The sequence below is a fragment of the Paraburkholderia lebeckiae genome, from assembly GCF_014201005.1.
GTDB lineage: Bacteria > Pseudomonadota > Gammaproteobacteria > Burkholderiales > Burkholderiaceae > Paraburkholderia > Paraburkholderia tuberum.
The window spans coordinates 25,261-44,898 of the sequence record NZ_JACHDK010000012.1 but is presented as its reverse complement, the minus strand read 5'-3'; the positions used below and the strand labels follow the sequence as shown (position 1 = coordinate 44,898).

Genomic DNA, 19,638 nt, shown 5'->3' with positions numbered 1-19,638 from the left:
ACAATGTGTAACCATCGTAATTACATATAACGCTAAAGTCAAACGACGAAGCCGGATCGAACGGCCTGGGTCATTTATCCATCTGCTTCTGCGCGTCGGCGGAATCGGTCGATGCAGTCGACGAAGCCGACGCACCCGCATTCTGCGCCGACCACGCCTGCAGCTTGCGCCCCGCCGTTTCGAGGCCCTGGCCCGTGATCGACGCGGCCTTGCCGAGCTGCGCGTTGGCCGCGGTCGCCGCGTTCTGCACGTTGGCCTGCGCGCTCGACGCGAGCGCGGCCGGGTCGATCTTGAGCGACGGCGCGGAGGCCGAGTCGAGGTTCTGTTGCGCGGCGTCCTTGGTCGCGTTGACCTGTTGGCCGACGTAGCTCGCGGCCTGATCGAGCTTCTGACCGGCAAGCTGCGCGGCGTCGTTCAGCTTGCCCGCGACCTGGCCGGCCGACGCGTCGTTCTTCTGGCACGCGGCCAGCGCGCCGAACACGAGGACCACGACCGCCGCGCGGCGCAATAACGATGAAGAAAGAGATGAAATCATGATCTGGAAGGAGCCGCGTCGGGCGGCTCGCACATGCGAAGACGTGCCCATGATACCGCCGTTGCGCCGCGCGGCCGCTTCGGATCGCCCCGGCGAGTTCGTCGCGGTTCTGTCGAACCTGATGGAGCTGGAGTCGGCTGGGTTGCTGCCGGTGGAGCTGGAGGTGACCAACGAGGCCCAGGCAAAGGTAGCGGTGCAGGCCGCGATTGAAAATTCGGCCGCACCGATGTGTTGGTCAACAACGCCGGGTTCGGTCTCCTTGGCCCCACAACTCAGAATCTTCCGACAGTTGCAGGCGAAACACCTCCCTATAGTGGCGGCTGCTTTTGGGGAGTGCTGTTTCGATGAAACTGATCGACTGGATCGTCACCCTCGTCATCATGCTGATGGCGATCGTTTTTTTCTGCGCGCGCCGGCTGCCCACCTGGTCGCACGACACCCGCGCTCGGCATCTGAAAGGAACCCGTTTGCTGATGCAGGCCGCGTGTGCACTGTGGGCGGCACTGCTCGGTGTCACGCACGGCCTGTTTGCCGTCGAGGGTCTTGCCGGCATTCGGCCAACACCGGCCGAAACGTTCGCCGTCATCGCGGTGCTGCTGGCATGCGGTTGCTACTGGTCGGTGCGCGGCAGAAGACTGCTGAAGCCGCGGCGGATTTTCGCCGGTTAATTCGCGGGCGAGCGCCGTCCGCGCCGCACGATCGAGCGCCCCCTACCGCGGGCTGATTCCTCGCACCGCGTCGATCGAACGCGCGGACGACCCGCTCCCTGCGCCCAAGCCTGGCCCCACAGCGCCCGGCACGCACTCACGCGCACCGCGCGCCGTCGGAGCCGGCCCCGCCGCGGCGAGCACAGCCGCGCCAGCGGCGGCCGGTTTCGCGCCCGCGGCACCCGCCTCTGGCAGCGACAGATAGAACGTCGTGCCCACCCCCTCCTTCGATTCCGCCCACACGCGGCCGCCATGTCGCTCGACCATCCGCCGCACGAGCGCGAGGCCGATGCCCTCGCCTGCCGTGGCATTGCCGTGCAGGCGCTGGAACGCGGCGAACAGGCGCGGCAGTGCGATCGCCGGGATACCGAGGCCGTTGTCGCGCACGTAGAAGATCCGCAGCGAATGCACGCCCGGCGGCGCAGGCGTCGTGCCGATTTCGACGCGGCCCTCGCGCGCCGGGTCCAGATAGTTGACCGCGTTGCCAATCAGGTTTGCGAAGATCTGTTCGAGCGCGGTCGGATCGCCCCATACCGCTGGCAGTTCGCCGACCGTCACGCGCGCGCGCCGCGCACGGATCGAGCCCTGCATCGCATCGACGACACGTTGCACGATGTCGCGCACATCGACATTCTGGCGCCGGTACTCGACACGCCCGACGCGCGACAGCCGCAGCAGCGCGTCGATGATGTGCGACGCGCGCAGCACCGCGGTCTGCAGATAATGCAGCGCCTCGCCGATGTCCTCGTCGACGAGGCGCTCGATCCGTTCGCGCGTGCCGATTGCGAGCGACGAGTTGCGCACCGCGTCGCGCAACTCGTCGCTTGCGCGAATCAGCTCCCTGGAAAATCCCTGCAGATTCACGAGCGGCGCGCGCAGGTCGTGCGACACGCTGTGGATGAACATTTCGTTTTCCTGGGTCTGCTGGCGCAGCGTCTCGTTGCTGCGCGCGAGCTCGGTGGCGCGCCGCTCGAGGTCCGCATGAAAGCGAGCTTCGATGCGCTCGGCTTCGAGCAGTCGGCGGCTCGTCTCGTGCAAGGTCAGATCGAGCCGCGCGATTTCATCGCTACCCGCGCCGAGCGGCGCAAGCGGCTCGTTGCCGGCGAGCGGGCCTGCGTTGTCGGACAGCAGCGCGAGCCGGCCGCGCACACCGCGCGTGAACATCCAGACGGCGAGCGCGACGAACAGCAGCGAGCCCAACGCGGCCGCGACGATCAGCGTCTGTTCCCGTTCGCGCACGGCGGCGACGGCATTCGAGCGCAAGCTATCGAGACGGCGCTCCTCGGCCTGGAACGCGGTCACCTCCAAACGGAAATGATCGAGCACGTCGGCCTGGGCGAGATCGTGGAAGCGCGCGAGAATCTCGCCGGTCCGCCCGGCGTGCAGCATGTCCTGGATCCGGTCGGACCACTGGCGGTACGCCTGCACCGCCTGGCGCACTTCGGCCACGCGCTCGACCTGCGCCGGATTGTCCGCGACGAGTTCGGCGAGCTCGTCGATGCGCCGGTCGACATCCATCCATACGGTGATCGGGGTGGTGAAATGCGCGTCGTTGGCGAGCACGGCGCCCCGCAGCGCGACCGATTCGGACAGCACCGGATCGAGAATCTCCGTGGTCTGGCGCAACACCTCCTCGCTATGCATCGCCGAGCGCTCAGCCATCGTCGCATCGGCCTGCGCCTTCACGACACCGGTGAGCAGCGCGAGTTCGAAAACGGCCGGGATCGCGATCAGAAGCAGGCCTTTAGTGGTCAGTCTCATGCGTGCCCATGGGAGGGGTTGGCCGTCGGATCGTGCACGTAGTCGGCACATTATGTGGGGGTTTGCGCGGGAAAAGAAACAGTGGCACGTACGCGTCGACGGCAGCTTCTGCTGTTCGCGCACGGTGCGCCAGAAATGGGCATCGATGCGCCCGGCCGGCATCTCGCTGCGTCGGAATTCCGAATGAAAATGTAATTTAAATCGAATATTCCGCCCTCGTCTGGGTCATTCTGCGTAAGGGCGTCGATTTATGCACTACTTATGTGCCTATCTTCTCTGTTCAGGTGCATTGCACGCTCAGACGGCCCACGGCTCAAAATCCATAGATTCCCATCCCGGTGCCAGTTCGCACCGTGTCGACGCGATCAGCACAACTTTGGCCCGCTTCTTGCTCACATAGCGCACCTTTTTTGGCATAAGCGGGACATATCGATGGAAAGTCTGAAATACGGCGCCGATACCGAGTTTCTTTTGATCGGCGCCGCGATGGTACTGGCGATGCACGCGGGATTCGCCTTCCTCGAACTTGGCACCGTGCGCAAGAAGAATCAGGTGAATGCGCTGGTCAAGATTCTGGTGGACTTCGCGGTCTCGACGATCGCGTACTTCTTCATCGGCTACACGATCGCATACGGCGTGCAGTTTTTCGACAGCGCGGCGACGCTCGCCCAGCACAACGGCTATGCGCTCGTGCGCTTTTTCTTCCTGCTGACGTTCGCCGCCGCGATTCCCGCGATCGTGTCAGGTGGCATCGCCGAGCGCTCCAAGTTCAATCCGCAGCTGTTCGCGACGTTCGTGCTGGTCGGGTTCATCTATCCGTTCTTCGAAGGCATCGCGTGGAATGACCGCTTCGGCATTCAGGACTGGCTCACGCAGGCTTTCGGCGCGCCGTTCCATGACTTCGCGGGCTCGGTGGTGGTGCACGCGTTCGGCGGCTGGGTCGCGTTGCCGGCCGTGCTGCTGCTCGGCGCGCGCCACGGTCGCTATCACCGCGACGGCGGTATCGCCGCGCATCCGCCGTCGAACATTCCGTTTCTCGCGCTCGGCGCATGGGTGCTGACGGTCGGCTGGTTCGGCTTCAACGTGATGAGCTCGCAGACGCTCGACAAGATCAGCGGCCTCGTCGCGGTCAATTCGCTGATGGCGATGGTCGGCGGCACGCTGAGCGCGTGGTTCGCGGGCCGCAACGACCCGGGCTTCACGTACAACGGCCCGCTCGCCGGGCTCGTCGCGGTGTGCGCGGGCTCGGACATCATGCATCCGCTCGGCGCGCTGGTCACGGGCGCTATCGCCGGCGCGCTGTTCGTCTATATGTTCACTTGCGTGCAGAACCGCTGGCGCATCGACGACGTGCTCGGCGTGTGGCCGCTGCACGGTCTGTGCGGCGCATGGGGCGGCATCGCGGCCGGGATCTTCGGCATCCATTCGCTCGGCGGGCTGGGGGGCGTGTCGTTCGCCTCGCAGGTCATCGGCACGCTCGGCGGAATCGTCGTGTCGGGGCTCGGCGGCACGGTCGTGTACGGCGTGATCCGCAAGACGGTCGGTCTGCGCCTCGACCAGGAAGAGGAATACAACGGCGCCGATCTGTCGATTCACAAGATTTCGGCAACGCCGGAGTGAGCGAGGGCGGCGCTCGCAGGAAACGGGAGAGGCGCGAATCACGCGCCTGTCCCCAAATGCGCGCGCCGATGCTAGACTTCGCGGCTGGAGATGGCATTCTCCACTAACCGCCCTTGGGGCTGATGATGCCTGCTACGCCCGGTTATGCGGACGCGGCATCAACTCGCCCGCATCAACCGGTCTGTCGACATTCCGGTTTCGATCCTCTTCCATGTATTGGTCTTTTCTCGCTGTCGCGATTGGCGGCGCACTCGGCTCGCTGTTTCGCTGGTTCCTCGGCTTTCGACTTAACCCGGTCTTTAGCGACTTGCCGCTCGGCACGCTCGCCGCCAACGTGATCGCCGGCTACATCATCGGCGTGGCGGTCGCGGGCTTCGCGCGTGTGCCCCATCTCACACCGGAATGGCGGCTATTCGTCATCACCGGTCTGATGGGCGGGCTGTCGACGTTCTCGACGTTCTCCGCGGAGGTCGTGCAGCGTCTGCAGGACGGCCGGTTCGGCTGGGCGGCGGGAGAAGTGGCGATTCACGTGAGCACTTCGCTGATCATGACGATTCTCGGCATCGCGACGGTATCGTTGCTGACGCGCTGAGGCGCACACGTAGACGAGGATCATGGGCGCGGGCTCGAGCCGTCGGCAATCGGGCTCGCGCCGGTTTGCATCTGAGCTCGGTTCGAGCCAGCTCGACGATCTCGTCGCCGCCTCCGTGCAATATCGCACGCAGCATATAGAGGCTGAATCCCTTCGCATGGGCAAGTTCGACCTTCGGAAGCATCGCAAGCTCATGCTTCGATGTGACCACATCGACGAGTGCGGGACCGGGATGCGCAAACGCATGCAGCTGGCCAGCAGCGCGTCTCACCGTATCTTCGGCATCGGCGTCGCAGGCAGCGGCGCGGACCGCGCTGCGTCCCAGCGACCCTTCAGCACGCGGCGCAGCCTGGTCCTGAGCGGCAACACGACCCACTCCTGAAACAGCACCGACGCCACCAGCACCAGGATCAGATAGACCGGATAGGCGGAAAAATGCACGGGCACCTGGCGTGCCGCCTCCCAGCAAACATGCGGTCGATGCACGCATGACAACAGCGAATACGGAATGCCAAGCAGCTTCTGCACTTTGAGAAAGCCGATAAATAGCGGGTATTGCAGCGCGAAGATCGACAACGAAGCGTTGCCGAGCCGTCTCGTCCAGGCGGCCACGCGCGGCGACGCGTTTTGCAGTGCGCTCGCGCAAACAAAAATCACCACGACTTGCGCGGGCAAGAGTACGCCGTTGTGAAGAAGTACTTCCCACGAACGCATTCCCGCCGTAAACAGAAAAGTGGCGCCGATGAAAAGTGCCCCTAGGGCAGCGAATATGATCCACCGGCAACCCGCGATCATGCCGGTAATGCTTTCGACGTTCGCCTCGAATATCCCGTAAGCGAGAATGCCCGCCAGAAACTCCGGGAGCCGCACCAGCGGATTGGTATGCAGCACACCGATCGGCCACACCTGATACCACCCGCCTGCAACAACGATCACGGCCGGCAACAGGCTGGCGCCCCACATCGCCATCAGCATTGCGGATTTCAAGCGAATCGACAGCAGGCGTGGCGCGAGCGCAGGAAACAATAAATAGAAAAAAAACAGCGTCGACAACGACCACGACGGAATGTTGAATGACAGATAAAATGGATTCCAAGCCTGCAATAACAGGATCTGTAAAACCGCATTGACCGCCACTTCTACACCACTCATGGTGTGCACAATCGGCGGTGCTGAATCGAGGTTGCTCAGTTCGGTGTCGAAGGGATGTGAATTCACAGCCATTAATGCAACGCTCAGCGCTAACGTAATAATGTGAATCGGATAAATATTGCTAAAGCGGTTGATAAAAAACTTCGATGCCGAAACCTTCATCGTTTCGCTAGTTTCCTTTTCCACCGAAACGTGCGATAGAATGAATCCTGACAGAATAAAGAAGATACTCGTCGCGCAGCCGCCGAATTTGAAGAAGTCGGCCATTGGCATCGCCCTCGCCTCGGGGTAAATGACGAGCGTGTGGAAGACGACCAGATAGCAGGCCAGCAGGAACCGCAGGATGTCCAGCCCCGGGAGCATCGCCTTCATTTTGCCTTCCTTCTTCTTACGTGCGAATATCGCTTCATTGCGCTTCCTTTCATTTTTATATTCTTTAGTTTTTAAATTGAAAGCATTTACGCGGCTCAATATGCGGAGCATGATTCATGGAGGCGCGGCAACCGGTATGTGCGCTTCCGCACCTATTGCGGCTGCAAAAAACCACTGTGTGCGAAGATCGCCTGAAACCAGCGCGCGCGTTTCTCCGCCCGCCATCCCGGTAATGAGAAAACAGTGACAAAATAAATGCGCAAAGTTGCGATGTAAAAACGCAATCAATAAGCGACCAGCAGTTCTCGCGTGACGTCTTTTGCGCCGAGGTGGCAGTTTCTTAAGGTTTTATCTGGGCGCTGCTTAATGCTTCAGTTTTTCTTTCGGGCGCCGCGCTTCTGAAACTTCTCGGACTTATCCGTATGGAGGTTTGCCGTCACGCCCACCGGATCTATGCGCGTTCTGATAGTGTCGTTCGAATGAATCCGGGCGGATACGAACAATGGCTGTGCGAACGACAAAAAAAAGGCGTCACGTTGCCGCGACGCCTTAAAAAGTTCTAGCCATTCCGAGGGCCGTGCTAGAACCTGAGAGAAGGTATTCGAAAGGCGCAAGCGCATTGGACGGGCAATCGAGCCTGGATTTTGGGATTTTCCGCCCGCGCGCACCAAAACGCAGCGGAGACAAAGCGACTTTCGAAATAAGGTTCCATTTTTTATGGTTATGCTGACTAAGTCAAGCAAAAAGTTTTAGTCGACCATCGATCGGCAATTTCTTCCGATACAATGACTTTTCTTAAATATATATGAATGGGTGCCCCGGTTTCGAGATGCCCCTGCCCTCTGTGAGCGGCCGTCAACAGTTGTCGCACGAACAATTTGAAATGCTGTTCCAAAAAAACGCATGAACCGATCCACTCCCAACCAACCTGTCGCCGCCAAGATCCCCGCCAGCAAAGACCGAGACGGCCCAGGCGATGAAGTCACCGCGCTCGCGCGCGGCCTGACCGTACTGCGCGCCGTCGCGGCCGCGCACGCACCGCTCAGCAATCGCGAACTCGCCGAGTTGACAGGCATCCCGAAGCCCACCGTGTCGCGCATCACCGCGACGCTCGTGGGCACCGGTTTTCTGCTGCGACTACCCGACAGCGAGCGCTTCGTGCTGACCTCGTCGGTGCTCGAACTGAGCAACGGCTTTCTGCGCAACTTCGACATCCGCTCGCGCGCGCGGCCGTTTCTGATCGAACTCGCGGAACGCACCGCGTTGTCAGTGCATCTCGCGGTGCGCGACCGCTACGACATGGTCGTCATCGACGCGATCCGGCCGCGTTCGGCGGTGCTCGTGTCGCGACTCGAAATCGGCTCGCGCATGAGCTTGACGCGCACCGCCGTCGGCCGGGCGTACCTCGCGGCGCTCGCGCAACCGGATCGCGACCGTCTGCTGGTCGGCCTGCAGACGGCCGAAGGTGACGATTGGGGCTATATCGGCAGCCGTCTCGCAAGCGGGATCCAGGACACCCTCGAGCGGGGCTTCGCAATCGCCACCGGCGAGTGGTACAACGGGCTGAACGCGATCGCGCTCGGCTTCGTCGGGCCGTCGGGCGAGCGCTACGCAGTCAATTGCGGCGGCTCGGCGGACCAATGTCCGCGCGACTGGCTGATCGCGCACGCCGCGCCCGCGCTGCTCGAATGCATCGACAAGATCGTACTGGAGATCGGCGGCACGCCGGGGCGCCGGCTCGACGAATAAGCCGTCGGCGGCAACGGGTGCCAAACGGCGCCCCGCGCGGATCGAACCCGGCGCCAGCCGCCCGCGATCCGCGAGAGTGGCGACGGCGGCCGGCCCTCGCCCGACAATTCGCCGACATCCTGTAACCTTCGTAATCAACCGAAAAATACGCGGCTGGACTGTTACAGACGCCGCAACGTACGATCACGCATCCCGTCGCGGGACCGCGCGCCGAGAGCCGTGAGCGCCGTCGAAACGGCTGCGTCCATCCGTGATGATTCCGCATTGCGTTAACATCTCTGTCCCGCGCCTCGGGTAGCATCGCGCTGAACATTGCGCGGCGCCCGCCGCCACGACCGCCTGACATGCCGCCCATGTGCCGGTCCGCCGCCTTTCGAATGGCGGCGACCGCATCGGCGGCTCACATCATCAAGCCAGCCACCCGACCGAACCGATGGACGAACAACAAAAGCACCCGGAAACCCAACGCCCTGCCGCTTCCCAGCCGTCCGCGAACGGCGCGCAATCGAGCGCGCCCGGTGCGGTGAAACGCCACCGCGGTCGCACCGTCGCGCTGATCGTCGCGGCGCTGGTCGTGCTCGGCGTCGTGCTGTGGCGCTGGCATCCGTGGGGCGGGCCCGGCAGCGCCGCGAGCGCGCCGGGTGCGGCGAGCGGCGCGCGCAGCGGCCGCTTTGGCCGCGGCGGTCCGAACGCGATGGCCAACATGGCGCAGCCGGTGCACGTCGCCGCCGCGACGCAGGGCGAGATGCCGGTCGTGCTGACCGCGCTTGGCACGGTCACGCCGCTCGCCACCGTCACCGTGCTGCCGCAGCTGAGCGGTGTGCTGCAGGACGTCTATTTCAGGGAAGGCCAGATGGTCAAGAAGGGCGACGTACTGGCCCAGATCGACCCGCGTCCGTACGAAATTTCGCTGCGCAACGCGGAGGGCACGCTGGTGCGCGACGAGGCGCTGCTCGCCACCGCACGGCTCGATCTGAAGCGCTATCAGACGCTGCTCGCGCAGGACTCGATAGCGAGTCAGCAGGTCGACACGCAGGCGTCGCTGGTGCGGCAATACGAGGGCACCGTGAAGGCCGACCAGGCGAACGTCGACAGCTTCAAGCTCGACCTCGTGTACGCGCGCGTCACCGCGCCGGTGTCGGGACGCGTCGGTCTGCGCCAGGTCGACCCGGGCAACTACGTGACCTCGGGCCTCACCAACGGCATCGTCGTGATTACGCAGCTCGATCCGATCAGCGTGGTGTTCACGACCTCCGAAGACAATCTGCAGCAGATCATCCAGCACACGCAGAACGGCGAGTCGCTGTCGGCCACCGCGTACGACCGCAGCAACACGCGTCCGCTCGAAGTCGGCTCGCTAAAGACGATGGACAATCAGATCGACACGACCACCGGCACGATCAAACTGCGCGCGATCTTCGAGAACAAGGACAACGGCCTGTTCCCGAACCAGTTCGTCAACACTCGCCTGCTCGTCGATACGATCAGGAACGCGGTGATCGTGCCGACCTCGGCGGTGCTCAACGGCTCGATGGGTACCTTCGTGTACGTCGTGAAGGCCGACAACACGGTCACCGTGCGCCAGGTCAAGGTCGGCCCGGTCGACGGCGAGCGCACCAGCATCCAGTCGGGCCTCGCGGTCGGCGAGCGCGTCGTGATCGACGGTTCGGACCGGCTGCGCGAAGGCGCGAAGATCACGATTCCGGCCGAGCGGCCGCGTGGCGCGTCCGGCGCGCACGGCGCGAGCGCTCCGGCGGGCGCCTCGGCCGCCTCGGCCGCCTCGGCCGCGCACGCGCATCGCGGCCGGCACGCGGCGCAAGCATCGCAATAAAGTAAAGGCACGGCACTCACCGCATGAATCCATCCCGCGCGTTTATTCTGCGTCCTGTCGGCACCGCGCTGCTGATGGCGGCGATCATGCTGGTCGGCCTCGTCGCGCTGCGCTTTCTGCCGCTTTCCGCGCTGCCAGAGGTCGACTATCCGACGATCCAGGTGCAGACCTTCTATCCGGGCGCGAGCCCGGACGTGATGACGTCGTCCGTGACGGCGCCGCTCGAGAGGCAGTTCGGGCAGATGCCGTCGCTGAACCAGATGTCGTCGCAAAGCTCGGCCGGCTCGTCGATCATCACGCTGCAGTTCAGCCTCGACCTGCCGCTCGACATCGCCGAGCAGGAGGTCCAGGCGGCGATCAACGCGGCCGGCAACCTGCTGCCGTCCGACCTGCCCGCGCCGCCGATCTACGCGAAGGTCAACCCGGCCGACGCGCCGATCATCACGCTCGCGATCACGTCGAAGACACTGCCGCTCACGCAGGTGCAGGATCTCGCCGACACGCGTCTCGCGCAGAAAATTTCGCAGGTCGCCGGGGTGGGCCTCGTGAGCCTGTCGGGCGGCCAGCGCCCCGCCATCCGCATTCAGGCGAATCCGCGCGCGCTCGCCGCGTACGGCCTGAATCTCGACGACCTGCGCACCACGGTCTCGAACCTGAACGTCAACACGCCGAAGGGCAATTTCGACGGCCCGACGCGCAACTACACGATCAACTCGAACGACCAGCTGACCGACGCCGACGAGTACAAGAGCGCCGTGGTCGCGTACAAGAGCGGCCGTCCGGTGATGCTGACCGACGTCGCGAGCATCGTCTCGGGTCCGGAGAACACCAAGCTCGGCGCGTGGGTCGACAACACGCCCGCGATCGTCCTGAACGTGCAGCGCCAGCCGGGCGCGAACGTGATCCAGGTGGTCGACAGCATCAAGGCGCTGCTGCCGCAGCTGCAGCAGTCGCTGCCCGCCGCGCTCGACGTCGAGGTCGTCACCGACCGCACCACGACGATCCGCGCGTCGGTGCGCGACGTGCAGTTCGAACTGGCGATGTCGGTCGTGCTGGTCGTGCTGGTGATGTACCTGTTCCTCGCCAACGTCTACGCGACGATCATTCCGAGCCTGTCGGTGCCGCTGTCGCTGATCGGCACGCTCGCGGTGATGTACCTGTGCGGCTTCTCGCTCGACAACCTGTCGCTGATGGCGCTGACCATCGCCACCGGCTTCGTCGTCGACGACGCGATCGTGATGATCGAGAACATCGCGCGCTACGTCGAGCAAGGCGACACGGCGCTCGAAGCCGCGCTGAAGGGCTCGAAGCAGATCGGCTTCACGATCATTTCGCTGACGGTCTCGCTGATCGCGGTGCTGATTCCGCTGCTCTTCATGGGCGACGTGGTCGGGCGCCTGTTCCACGAATTCGCAATCACGCTCGCGGTGACGATCGTCATCTCCGCGGTCGTGTCGCTGACGCTCGTGCCGATGATGTGCGCGAAGCTGTTGCGCCACACGCCGCCGCACGACAGTCACCGTTTCGAGGCGAAGGCGCACCGCTTCATCGACTGGGTGATCGCGCGCTACGCGGTCGCGCTCACGTGGGTGCTGAACCGTCAGCGCTCCACGCTGGTCGTCGCGGTGCTCACGCTGGTGCTGACCGGCCTGCTGTACGTGTACGTGCCGAAGGGCTTCTTCCCGGTGCAGGACACCGGCGTGATCCAGGCGATCACGCAGATGCCGCAGTCGGTGTCGTTCGCGTCGATGGCCGAGCGTCAGCAGGCGCTCGCCGACCAGATCCTGAAGAACCCGGACGTCGAAAGCCTGACCTCGTTCATCGGCGTGGACGGCACCAACATCACGCTGAACAGCGGCCGCATGCTGATCAACCTGAAGCCGCGCGACGACCGCAGCAACACCGCGAGCGAGGTGATCCGCCAGTTGCAGAAGGACGTCGCGCACATTCCGGGCGCCTCGCTCTACATGCAGCCGGTGCAGGACCTGACGATCGACTCGACCGTCAGCCCGACGCAGTATCAGTTCATGCTGACCGATCCGAACATCAGCGAATTCACCACGTGGGTGCCGAAGCTGGTCGACCGGCTCAAGCAGTCGCCCGAGCTCGCGGACGTCGCCACCAATCTGCAGGACAACGGCCGCTCGGTGTTCATCGATATCGACCGCGCGACCGCCGCGCGCTTCGGCATCACACCGGCCACCATCGACAACGCGTTGTACGACGCGTTCGGCCAGCGCATCATTTCGACGATCTTCACGCAGTCGAACCAGTACCGCGTGATTCTCGAAGCGCAGCCGACGATGCAGCACTACACCACGTCGCTGAACTCGATCTACCTGCCCTCATCCACGTCGACGGGCGGCCAGGTACCGCTATCGTCGATCGCGAAGTTCATCGAGCGGCCTGCGCCGCTGCTGGTCACGCACCTGAGCCAGTTCCCGGCCACCACGGTGTCGTTCAACCTCGCGCCGGGTTCGTCGCTCGGCGCGGCCGTCAAGGCGATCCAGCAGGCCGAGAAGGACGTGGGTCTGCCCGCGTCGTTCCAGACGCGCTTCCAGGGCGCGGCGCTCGCGTTCCAGGCGTCACTCGCCAACGAGCTGTTCCTGATCCTCGCGGCGATCGTCACGATGTACATCGTGCTCGGCGTGCTGTACGAGAGCTTCATCCATCCGATCACGATTCTGTCGACGCTGCCGTCGGCCGGCGTCGGCGCGCTGCTCGCGCTGCTGGTCACCGGGCACGATCTCGACATCATCGGCATCATCGGCATCGTGCTGCTGATCGGTATCGTGAAGAAGAACGCGATCATGATGATCGACTTCGCGCTCTACGCCGAGCGCGAGGAAGGCAAGCCGCCGCGCGAGGCGATCTACCAGGCGTGCTTGCTGCGCTTCCGGCCGATCCTGATGACCACGCTCGCCGCGCTGCTCGGCGCGCTGCCGCTGATGCTCGGCACCGGCGCGGGCTCGGAGCTGCGCCGGCCGCTCGGTATCGCGATCGCCGGCGGCCTCATCGTGAGCCAGCTGCTGACGCTGTTCACGACGCCGGTGATCTACCTTGCGTTCGATTCGCTCGGCCGCCGGCTGCGCGAGCGCTTTAACCGCGGCGATTCGTCCGGTAGCGCCACGCCGCCCGCCACCGATGCAGGGAACTGAGCGATGAACCTGTCGCGCCCGTTTATTTCCCGCCCGGTCGCCACCACGCTGCTGGCGATCGGCATCGCGCTGTCGGGCGTCTTCGCGTTCACGAAGCTGCCGGTCGCACCGCTGCCGCAGGTCGACTTCCCCACCATCTCGGTGCAGGCGACGCTGCCGGGCGCGAGCCCGGAGACCGTCGCGACGAGCGTCGCGAGTCCGCTCGAGCGGCATCTCGGCTCGATCGCCGACGTCACCGAGATGACCTCGCAGAGCTCGGTCGGCTCGACGCGCATCACGCTGCAGTTCGGCCTGAACCGCAACATCGACGGCGCCGCGCGCGACGTGCAGGCGGCGATCAACGCGGCGCGCGCCGACCTGCCCGCGAGCCTGCGCAGCAACCCGACCTACCACAAGGTCAACCCGGCCGACGCGCCGATCCTGATTCTCGCGCTGACGTCGAGCACGCTGACGGCGGGCCAGCTCTACGATTCGGCCGCGACGGTGCTGCAGCAGTCGTTGTCGCAGGTGCAGGGGGTTGGCGAAGTGGATGTCAGCGGTTCGGCGAATCCGGCCGTGCGCGTCGAGTTGCTGCCGCACGCGCTGTCGCATTACGGCATCGGCCTCGAGGACGTGCGCGCGGCGCTCGCCGCGGCCAATGCGAACAGCCCGAAGGGCTCGATCGAGTTCGGCGAGAACCGCGTACAGCTGTACACCAACGACCAGGCGAGCAAGGCGTCGCAATACAAGGACCTCGTCATTGCCTATCGCAACGGCGCGCCGGTCAAACTCTCCGACATGGGCGAAGTCGTCGATTCTGTCGAAGATCTGCGCAATCTCGGTCTCTTCAATGGCAAGCGCTCGGTGCTCGTGATCCTGTACCGGCAGCCGGGCGCGAACATCATCGAGACCGTCGACCGCGTGAAGGCGATGCTGCCGCAACTGCACGCGTCGCTGCCCGCCGACGTCGACATCGCGCCGACCTCGGACCGCTCGACGACGATCCGCGCGTCGTTGAGGGACACCGAGCGCACGCTCGTGATCGCGGTCACGCTCGTCGTGATGGTGGTGTTCCTGTTCCTGCGCAACTGGCGCGCCACGCTGATTCCGAGCGTGGCCGTGCCGATCTCGATCGTCGGCACGTTCGGCGCGATGTACCTGATGGGCTTCTCGATCGACAATCTGTCGCTGATGGCGTTGACCATCGCGACCGGCTTCGTCGTCGACGACGCGATCGTCGTGCTCGAAAACATCTCGCGCCACATCGAAGACGGCGTGCCGCGCATGAAAGCGGCGTTCCTCGGCGCGCGCGAGGTCGGCTTCACGGTGATGTCGATCAGCATCTCGCTCGTCGCCGTGTTCCTGCCGATCCTGCTGATGGGCGGCATCGTCGGGCGGCTGTTCCGCGAGTTCGCGCTGACGCTGTCGCTGGCGATCGCGGTGTCGCTGGTCGTATCGCTGACGCTCACGCCGATGATGTGCTCGCGCCTGTTGCGCGAGCCGCACGAGAAAGAACAGGAAAGCCGCTTCGGCCGCTGGCTCGAACGCGGTTTCTCATCGATGCAGCGCGGCTACGAGCGCACGCTCGGCTGGGCGCTGCGGCATCCGCTGCTGATCGTCCTCGTCCTGCTGCTGACCATCGCGCTGAACATCGCGCTCTACATCATCGTGCCAAAGGGCTTCTTCCCGCAGCAGGACACGGGGCGCCTGATCGGCGGCATCCAGGCCGACCAGAGCACGTCGTTCCAGGCAATGAAGGGCAAGTTCTCGCAGATGATGGAAATCGTCAGCAAGAATCCGGCGGTCGACAGCGTGGCCGGCTTCACCGGCGGCCGGCAGACCAACTCGGGCTTCATGTTCATGTCGCTGAAGCCGAAGAGCGAACGCAAGCTGTCCGCCGACCAGGTGATCCAGCAACTGCGTGCGCCGCTCGGCGACGTGGCCGGCGCGCGCACGTTCCTGCAGGCCGTGCAGGACATCCGTGTCGGCGGCCGGCAATCGAACGCGCAGTATCAGTTCACGCTGCTCGCCGACTCGACGCCCGATCTGTACAAGTGGGGGCCGAAGCTCACCGAGGCGCTGCAGGCACGCAAGGAGCTCGCGGACGTGAACTCCGACCAGCAGCAAGGCGGTCTCGAAGCGATGGTGACGATCGACCGCGCCACGGCATCGCGCCTCGGCATCAAGCCCGCGCAGATCGACAACACGCTGTACGACGCGTTCGGCCAGCGCCAGGTGTCGACGATCTACAACCCGCTGAACCAGTATCACGTCGTGATGGAAGTCGCGCCGCGCTACTGGCAGAGCCCGGAGATGCTGAAGCAGATTTTCGTCAGTACGTCGGGCGGCAGCGCGAGCGGCGCGCAGACCACCAACGCGCCGGCCGGCACCGTGACGTCCAGAGCGACCAGCACGTCGACCACGACGAGCGCGGCAACCGGCGGCACGGCCGCCACCACCGCGACGAGCGCGGCCAGCATCGCAGCCGACTCCGCGCGCAATCAGGCCATCAATTCGATCGCGGCGAGCGGCAAGTCGAGCGCGTCGTCGGGCTCGGCGGTGTCGACCGCGAAGGAGACGATGGTGCCGCTGTCGGCGATCGCGAGCTTCGGGCCGGGCACCACGCCGCTATCGGTCAATCACCAGAGCCAGTTCGTCGCCTCGACGATCTCGTTCAACCTGCCGCCGGGCGTGTCGCTGTCCACCGCCACGCAGGCGATCTACGACACGATGGCCGAAATCGGCATGCCCGCCACGATTCACGGCAGCTTCCAGGGCACCGCGCAGGCGTTCCAGCAGTCGATGTCCGACCAACCGATCCTGATCCTCGCCGCGCTCGCGGCGGTGTATATCGTGCTCGGCATCCTGTACGAGAGCTACATCCACCCGCTGACGATCCTGTCGACGCTGCCGTCCGCGGGCGTCGGCGCGCTGCTCGCGCTGCTGCTGTTCAAGACCGAGTTCAGCATCATCGCGCTGATCGGTGTGATCCTGCTGATCGGCATCGTGAAGAAGAACGCGATCATGATGGTGGACTTCGCGATCGACGCGTCGCGCAAGGGAATGTCGTCGCGCGACGCGATCTACCAGGCCTGTCTGCTGCGCTTCCGGCCGATCATGATGACCACCTTCGCCGCGCTGCTCGGCGCGTTGCCGCTCGCGTTCGGCAGCGGCGAAGGCGCGGAGATGCGCGCGCCGCTCGGTATTTCGATCGTCGGCGGGCTGATCGTCAGCCAGATGCTGACGCTCTATACGACGCCGGTCGTCTATCTGTACATGGATCGCATCCGCGTGCGCTGGGAGGCGAGAAAGGCACGCCGCGCGGGTGGCGCGGCGCCGACGTCGTCATGATGTAGTGAAGGTGGCGCTCACAGCTTCTGCTCGATGGCCAGCGAGAAAATCCGCTGCCATCGGCGCGCCGCCCGCTCGTTCGACATCGGCACGAGCCACTCGCCGTGCCGTGAGTCGTTGACCTTCAGCGCGAGCCGCGCCTGTGCGTCGCGGCCCTGTGCTTCGGCGGCGAGCAGATCGGCGAAGATATACGCGCCCTGCTGGTCGCCGACGCGAATCTCGCAGAGCCGCTTGGCCGCCGCGAGCCGCACCGAGCCCCAACTGCCCTTCAATTCGTGCGTCCAGTCGCCGTCGCGCACGTTCGGCGCGACTTCGCGGCGCCGCTGCCGCCAGTACGCGAGCGCACCGGCGATCAGCAACGCAACCAGCACAGCCACACCCTCCGCCACCGCCAGCCCGAAAGCGACCTGCAGCGCATAAAAGGCACGCACCGCGCCGTACCCCAGCGCGATCAGCGCAATCAACGCAACGACAATCGGCATCGCAAACTCATCCGGCGAAAGGTTTTTAGTCGGCTAGCGCGGGCAAACGCGACGCCGCGCACGACCCCTCACTGCCCCTCACTGCCCCTTATGCGCGGCCGCCCACTCCTTGAGCGCATTCAGCGTGTTCTCGACATGCTTGTCGGGCGACAGGCTCGTGTACTCATAGATGATCTTGCCGTCGGGCGAGATCACGTACGACACGCGATTCGCCATGCCGGCCTTCAACGGCATGCCCGCGTCGTATGCGTTGATTACCTTGGCGTCGGCGTCGGCCGCGACCGGGAATTTGCTGCGGCATTCGCTGACCGAAAACTTCGTCAGCGTATCGATGTTGTCGTGCGACACGCCGATCACCGTCGCGCCGTACTTCTTGTATTCGTCGACCGCATCGGCGAACTCGTGCGCCTCGATCGTGCACCCCTTCGTGAACGCGGCCGGATAGAAGTACAGCACGACCGGGCCCTTCTTCAGTTCGTCGGCGAGCGAATACGTGTAGGTCTTGCCGCCGAGCGAGGCGTCGGCGGTAAACGTCGGCGCCGTATCGCCGGGCTTCAGGGTTGCCGAGGCGAGCGGCGAATGCATTGCGAATCCGAACGCCATGACGGCGGCCAGTACCGCCGGTATGTGTTTTGTCTTCATCTGCTCCTCCACGCGTGAGCGCACGCAATTGATCGGGTCCATCGGAGAGAGCTTCGGCCGACGTCACAGGCCGTCGCTGAACTCCCTATTGGACCACGGATGCGCACGCGGCGTGGGTCGTCGCCCGGATCACAAGCGAATCGAAAGAGTGCGGCGCGCGAGCTCGACGCATCAAACGCCCAATTCCGCCACGTGCGCGCCGAACCACGCTGCCGCCGACAGGTTCAGCTCCGACAGCACGTCGGGCGTCAGCGCGTGGAAGCCCGCCGCCGTCGCGACCGGCGCCGCGTCGCCGCCCTCGCCCGCGACCTCGGCGATCAGCAGCAGCGCGCCCAGTTCGCCCTTGCGCGCGACGATCGCGTCGCGAATCTGCGGCGCCAGGCCGAGTTTCTCGAGCACCGCGTCCGGCGTGCTGTCGAGCACGATGTGCACGAGCGAAAAAATCCCGGTCATGAACGCGGCGTCGGCGAATTCGCCGTCGGCCGGACGCAGCCAGTTCGCGGCGAGCTCCATGAAGCGCGAGCGCGTCGCCGCCAGTTGCACGAGCGGATCGGCGCGCCACGGCAACTCGCCGGTGTCCGCGTATAGCAGCAGTTGCGCCCAGCGCGCGATCTGCCGCGTGCCGGTCGCGATGATCGCCTCGCGCAGCGACGCGATGTTGCGCCCGAGGCCGAATGCACTCGAATTGACGAGCCGCAGCAGTTGCACGACCACGCCCGGGTTGACCTTCAGCTCCGCCTCGAGCTCGACGATGCCGGCGTCGCGCGACAGCAGCGCGAGCAGCCGCAGCAGGCCCGGACGCAGCGAGCGGTTGCGCGGCGCGGCCAGCACCTGCGGCCGCGCGAAGAAGTAGCCCTGGAACAGATCGAAACCGAGCTCGTGGGCGAGCGCGAAGTCCTCGCGTGTCTCGACCTTCTCGGCGAGCAGCGTCTTGCCGTGGCCGCGCAGCGTCGACGCGAGCTCCGCGACGGCGCGGCGCGGCGTCTGCAGGAAATCGATCTTGACGATGTCGGCGTACGGCAGCATCGCGCTCAGCTCGTCGGACAGATCGTGCACGTCGTCGAGCGCGACCTGGAAGCCGGCGCCGCGCAACTCGCCGAGACGACGCGCGAGCGAGGCGTCGTAGCGCACGGTTTCGAGGATTTCGAGCACGAAGCGCTCGGGCGGCATCAGATGGACGATGTCGCTAAAGAGCAGCGCGCGATCGATATTGACGAAGCCGCGATGCTGGCCGAGCACGGCGGGTACGCCGATTCCGCCGATCGTGCGCGCGACCACCTGCGCGGTGGCCTGCGTGTCGTCGCTGATTTCGGCGTAGTTGTACGTTCCGGCACGAAACAGCAGCTCGTAGGCGTGAAGCGCGCCATCGCGATCGAGAATCGGCTGGCGGCCGACATAGACGTACTGCGGGGCAGCGTCCAGCTCCCCGTGCTCACGATAGCCGGCCGACGCGCCGGCGAGGACATCACGCACCTCGACGTCCCGCGGGACGGGCCGTGGGGCTCTGGCGGACCTGACGACGGGGCGTTCGGACATGGATCATCAGTGCAAGGTTCGGAAAGTCTATGCAGCGCGACGTCATCAGCGTCGCCAAATAAAGGGGATTCGCCGTGTTAACGGCCGCGAAGCGGCGTCACTTTAACCGAATCGTCCCGGCGACGGCGCCGGGCTTCTCCTTACCAGATGTTTTTCTCCACGGGCCGCTAA

The 19,638-nt window shown here is 64.9% G+C and carries 13 protein-coding genes, 2 pseudogenes and 1 riboswitch; of the genes and pseudogenes, 8 read left to right on the top strand and 7 right to left on the bottom strand.

Annotation, left to right across the window (positions count from 1 at the left end; genetic code table 11):
* Positions 1 to 70: 70 nt before the first annotated feature.
* A complete protein-coding gene (locus HDG39_RS22280) occupies positions 71 to 535 on the bottom strand; it encodes a BCAL1086 family glycoprotein (protein ID WP_184008844.1) in 465 nt (154 codons plus the stop codon).
* A gap of 130 nt (positions 536 to 665) precedes the next feature.
* On the opposite strand from HDG39_RS22280, the pseudogene HDG39_RS35655 reads away from it, so the two are divergent.
* Both HDG39_RS35655 and HDG39_RS22275 read left to right on the top strand, forming a co-directional pair.
* A pseudogene (locus HDG39_RS35655) lies at positions 666 to 814 on the top strand (SDR family NAD(P)-dependent oxidoreductase); the annotation flags it as partial.
* A 65-nt stretch (positions 815 to 879) separates the two neighbouring features.
* The gene (locus HDG39_RS22275; protein WP_184008692.1) at positions 880 to 1,203 is read left to right on the top strand and encodes a hypothetical protein; all 324 of its coding nucleotides are present in this window, start codon (positions 880 to 882) and stop codon (positions 1,201 to 1,203) included.
* Between the two features lie 42 nt (positions 1,204 to 1,245).
* Here the strand turns inward: HDG39_RS22275 and HDG39_RS22270 are convergent, their stop codons facing one another.
* Positions 1,246 to 3,003: a sensor histidine kinase gene (locus HDG39_RS22270; protein ID WP_184008690.1), complete on the bottom strand. Its 1,758-nt coding sequence runs from the start codon at positions 3,001 to 3,003 to the stop codon at positions 1,246 to 1,248.
* A gap of 432 nt (positions 3,004 to 3,435) precedes the next feature.
* On the opposite strand from HDG39_RS22270, the gene HDG39_RS22265 reads away from it, so the two are divergent.
* Positions 3,436 to 4,623: an ammonium transporter gene (locus HDG39_RS22265; protein WP_184008688.1), complete on the top strand. Its 1,188-nt coding sequence runs from the start codon at positions 3,436 to 3,438 to the stop codon at positions 4,621 to 4,623.
* A gap of 77 nt (positions 4,624 to 4,700) precedes the next feature.
* A riboswitch (Fluoride riboswitch) is annotated at positions 4,701 to 4,762 on the top strand.
* A 72-nt stretch (positions 4,763 to 4,834) separates the two neighbouring features.
* Positions 4,835 to 5,215, top strand: a complete 381-nt coding sequence (gene crcB, locus HDG39_RS22260; protein ID WP_184008686.1) for a fluoride efflux transporter CrcB — start codon at positions 4,835 to 4,837, stop codon at positions 5,213 to 5,215.
* Between the two features lie 70 nt (positions 5,216 to 5,285).
* Here crcB and HDG39_RS22255 read toward each other — a convergent pair.
* Both HDG39_RS22255 and HDG39_RS22250 read right to left on the bottom strand, forming a co-directional pair.
* Positions 5,286 to 5,459 (bottom strand): annotated as a pseudogene (locus tag HDG39_RS22255) (ubiquinone-dependent pyruvate dehydrogenase); the annotation flags it as partial.
* 23 nt (positions 5,460 to 5,482) lie between these two features.
* Complete coding sequence (locus HDG39_RS22250; protein WP_184008684.1) at positions 5,483 to 6,739, bottom strand: acyltransferase family protein; 1,257 nt, start codon at positions 6,737 to 6,739, stop codon at positions 5,483 to 5,485.
* Between the two features lie 903 nt (positions 6,740 to 7,642).
* Here HDG39_RS22250 and HDG39_RS22245 point away from each other — a divergent pair.
* The 4 genes from HDG39_RS22245 to HDG39_RS22230 all read left to right on the top strand — a co-directional run bounded on the left by HDG39_RS22245 (position 7,643) and on the right by HDG39_RS22230 (position 16,807).
* Positions 7,643 to 8,488 (top strand): IclR family transcriptional regulator, encoded by an 846-nt coding sequence (locus tag HDG39_RS22245; RefSeq protein ID WP_184008682.1) that lies wholly within the window; start codon positions 7,643 to 7,645, stop codon positions 8,486 to 8,488.
* Between the two features lie 433 nt (positions 8,489 to 8,921).
* Entirely contained in the window at positions 8,922 to 10,319 is a 1,398-nt protein-coding gene (locus HDG39_RS22240) for an MdtA/MuxA family multidrug efflux RND transporter periplasmic adaptor subunit (RefSeq protein ID WP_184008680.1), read from the top strand.
* Positions 10,320 to 10,342: 23 nt separating this feature from the next.
* Positions 10,343 to 13,477 carry an MdtB/MuxB family multidrug efflux RND transporter permease subunit gene (locus tag HDG39_RS22235; RefSeq protein WP_184008678.1) on the top strand — a complete coding sequence of 1,045 codons (3,135 nt, stop codon included), beginning with the start codon at positions 10,343 to 10,345 and terminating at the stop codon, positions 13,475 to 13,477.
* 3 nt (positions 13,478 to 13,480) lie between these two features.
* Positions 13,481 to 16,807: an efflux RND transporter permease subunit gene (locus tag HDG39_RS22230; protein ID WP_184008676.1), complete on the top strand. Its 3,327-nt coding sequence runs from the start codon at positions 13,481 to 13,483 to the stop codon at positions 16,805 to 16,807.
* Positions 16,808 to 16,824: 17 nt separating this feature from the next.
* Here HDG39_RS22230 and HDG39_RS22225 read toward each other — a convergent pair whose 3' ends face one another.
* From HDG39_RS22225 to HDG39_RS22215, 3 genes are all read right to left on the bottom strand, one after another.
* Positions 16,825 to 17,289: a hypothetical protein gene (locus HDG39_RS22225; protein WP_184008674.1), complete on the bottom strand. Its 465-nt coding sequence runs from the start codon at positions 17,287 to 17,289 to the stop codon at positions 16,825 to 16,827.
* Between the two features lie 78 nt (positions 17,290 to 17,367).
* Complete coding sequence (locus HDG39_RS22220; protein WP_184008672.1) at positions 17,368 to 17,931, bottom strand: peroxiredoxin; 564 nt, start codon at positions 17,929 to 17,931, stop codon at positions 17,368 to 17,370.
* 171 nt (positions 17,932 to 18,102) lie between these two features.
* On the bottom strand, positions 18,103 to 19,404 hold the full coding sequence (locus tag HDG39_RS22215) for an EAL and HDOD domain-containing protein (RefSeq protein WP_184008670.1): 1,302 nt from the start codon (positions 19,402 to 19,404) through the stop codon (positions 18,103 to 18,105).
* Positions 19,405 to 19,638: the final 234 nt, after the last annotated feature.

Bases quoted from the DNA above. Each gene is read 5' to 3' on its own strand.
- HDG39_RS22280 (WP_184008844.1), bottom strand. From the start codon at position 535: ATGATTTCATCTCTTTCTTCATCGTTATTGCGCCGCGCGGCGGTCGTG.
- HDG39_RS22275 (WP_184008692.1), top strand. From the start codon at position 880: ATGAAACTGATCGACTGGATCGTCACCCTCGTCATCATGCTGATGGCG.
- HDG39_RS22270 (WP_184008690.1), bottom strand. From the start codon at position 3,003: ATGAGACTGACCACTAAAGGCCTGCTTCTGATCGCGATCCCGGCCGTT.
- HDG39_RS22265 (WP_184008688.1), top strand. From the start codon at position 3,436: ATGGAAAGTCTGAAATACGGCGCCGATACCGAGTTTCTTTTGATCGGC.
- crcB (WP_184008686.1), top strand. From the start codon at position 4,835: ATGTATTGGTCTTTTCTCGCTGTCGCGATTGGCGGCGCACTCGGCTCG.
- HDG39_RS22250 (WP_184008684.1), bottom strand. From the start codon at position 6,739: ATGAAGGCGATGCTCCCGGGGCTGGACATCCTGCGGTTCCTGCTGGCC.
- HDG39_RS22245 (WP_184008682.1), top strand. From the start codon at position 7,643: ATGAACCGATCCACTCCCAACCAACCTGTCGCCGCCAAGATCCCCGCC.
- HDG39_RS22240 (WP_184008680.1), top strand. From the start codon at position 8,922: ATGGACGAACAACAAAAGCACCCGGAAACCCAACGCCCTGCCGCTTCC.
- HDG39_RS22235 (WP_184008678.1), top strand. From the start codon at position 10,343: ATGAATCCATCCCGCGCGTTTATTCTGCGTCCTGTCGGCACCGCGCTG.
- HDG39_RS22230 (WP_184008676.1), top strand. From the start codon at position 13,481: ATGAACCTGTCGCGCCCGTTTATTTCCCGCCCGGTCGCCACCACGCTG.
- HDG39_RS22225 (WP_184008674.1), bottom strand. From the start codon at position 17,289: ATGCCGATTGTCGTTGCGTTGATTGCGCTGATCGCGCTGGGGTACGGC.
- HDG39_RS22220 (WP_184008672.1), bottom strand. From the start codon at position 17,931: ATGAAGACAAAACACATACCGGCGGTACTGGCCGCCGTCATGGCGTTC.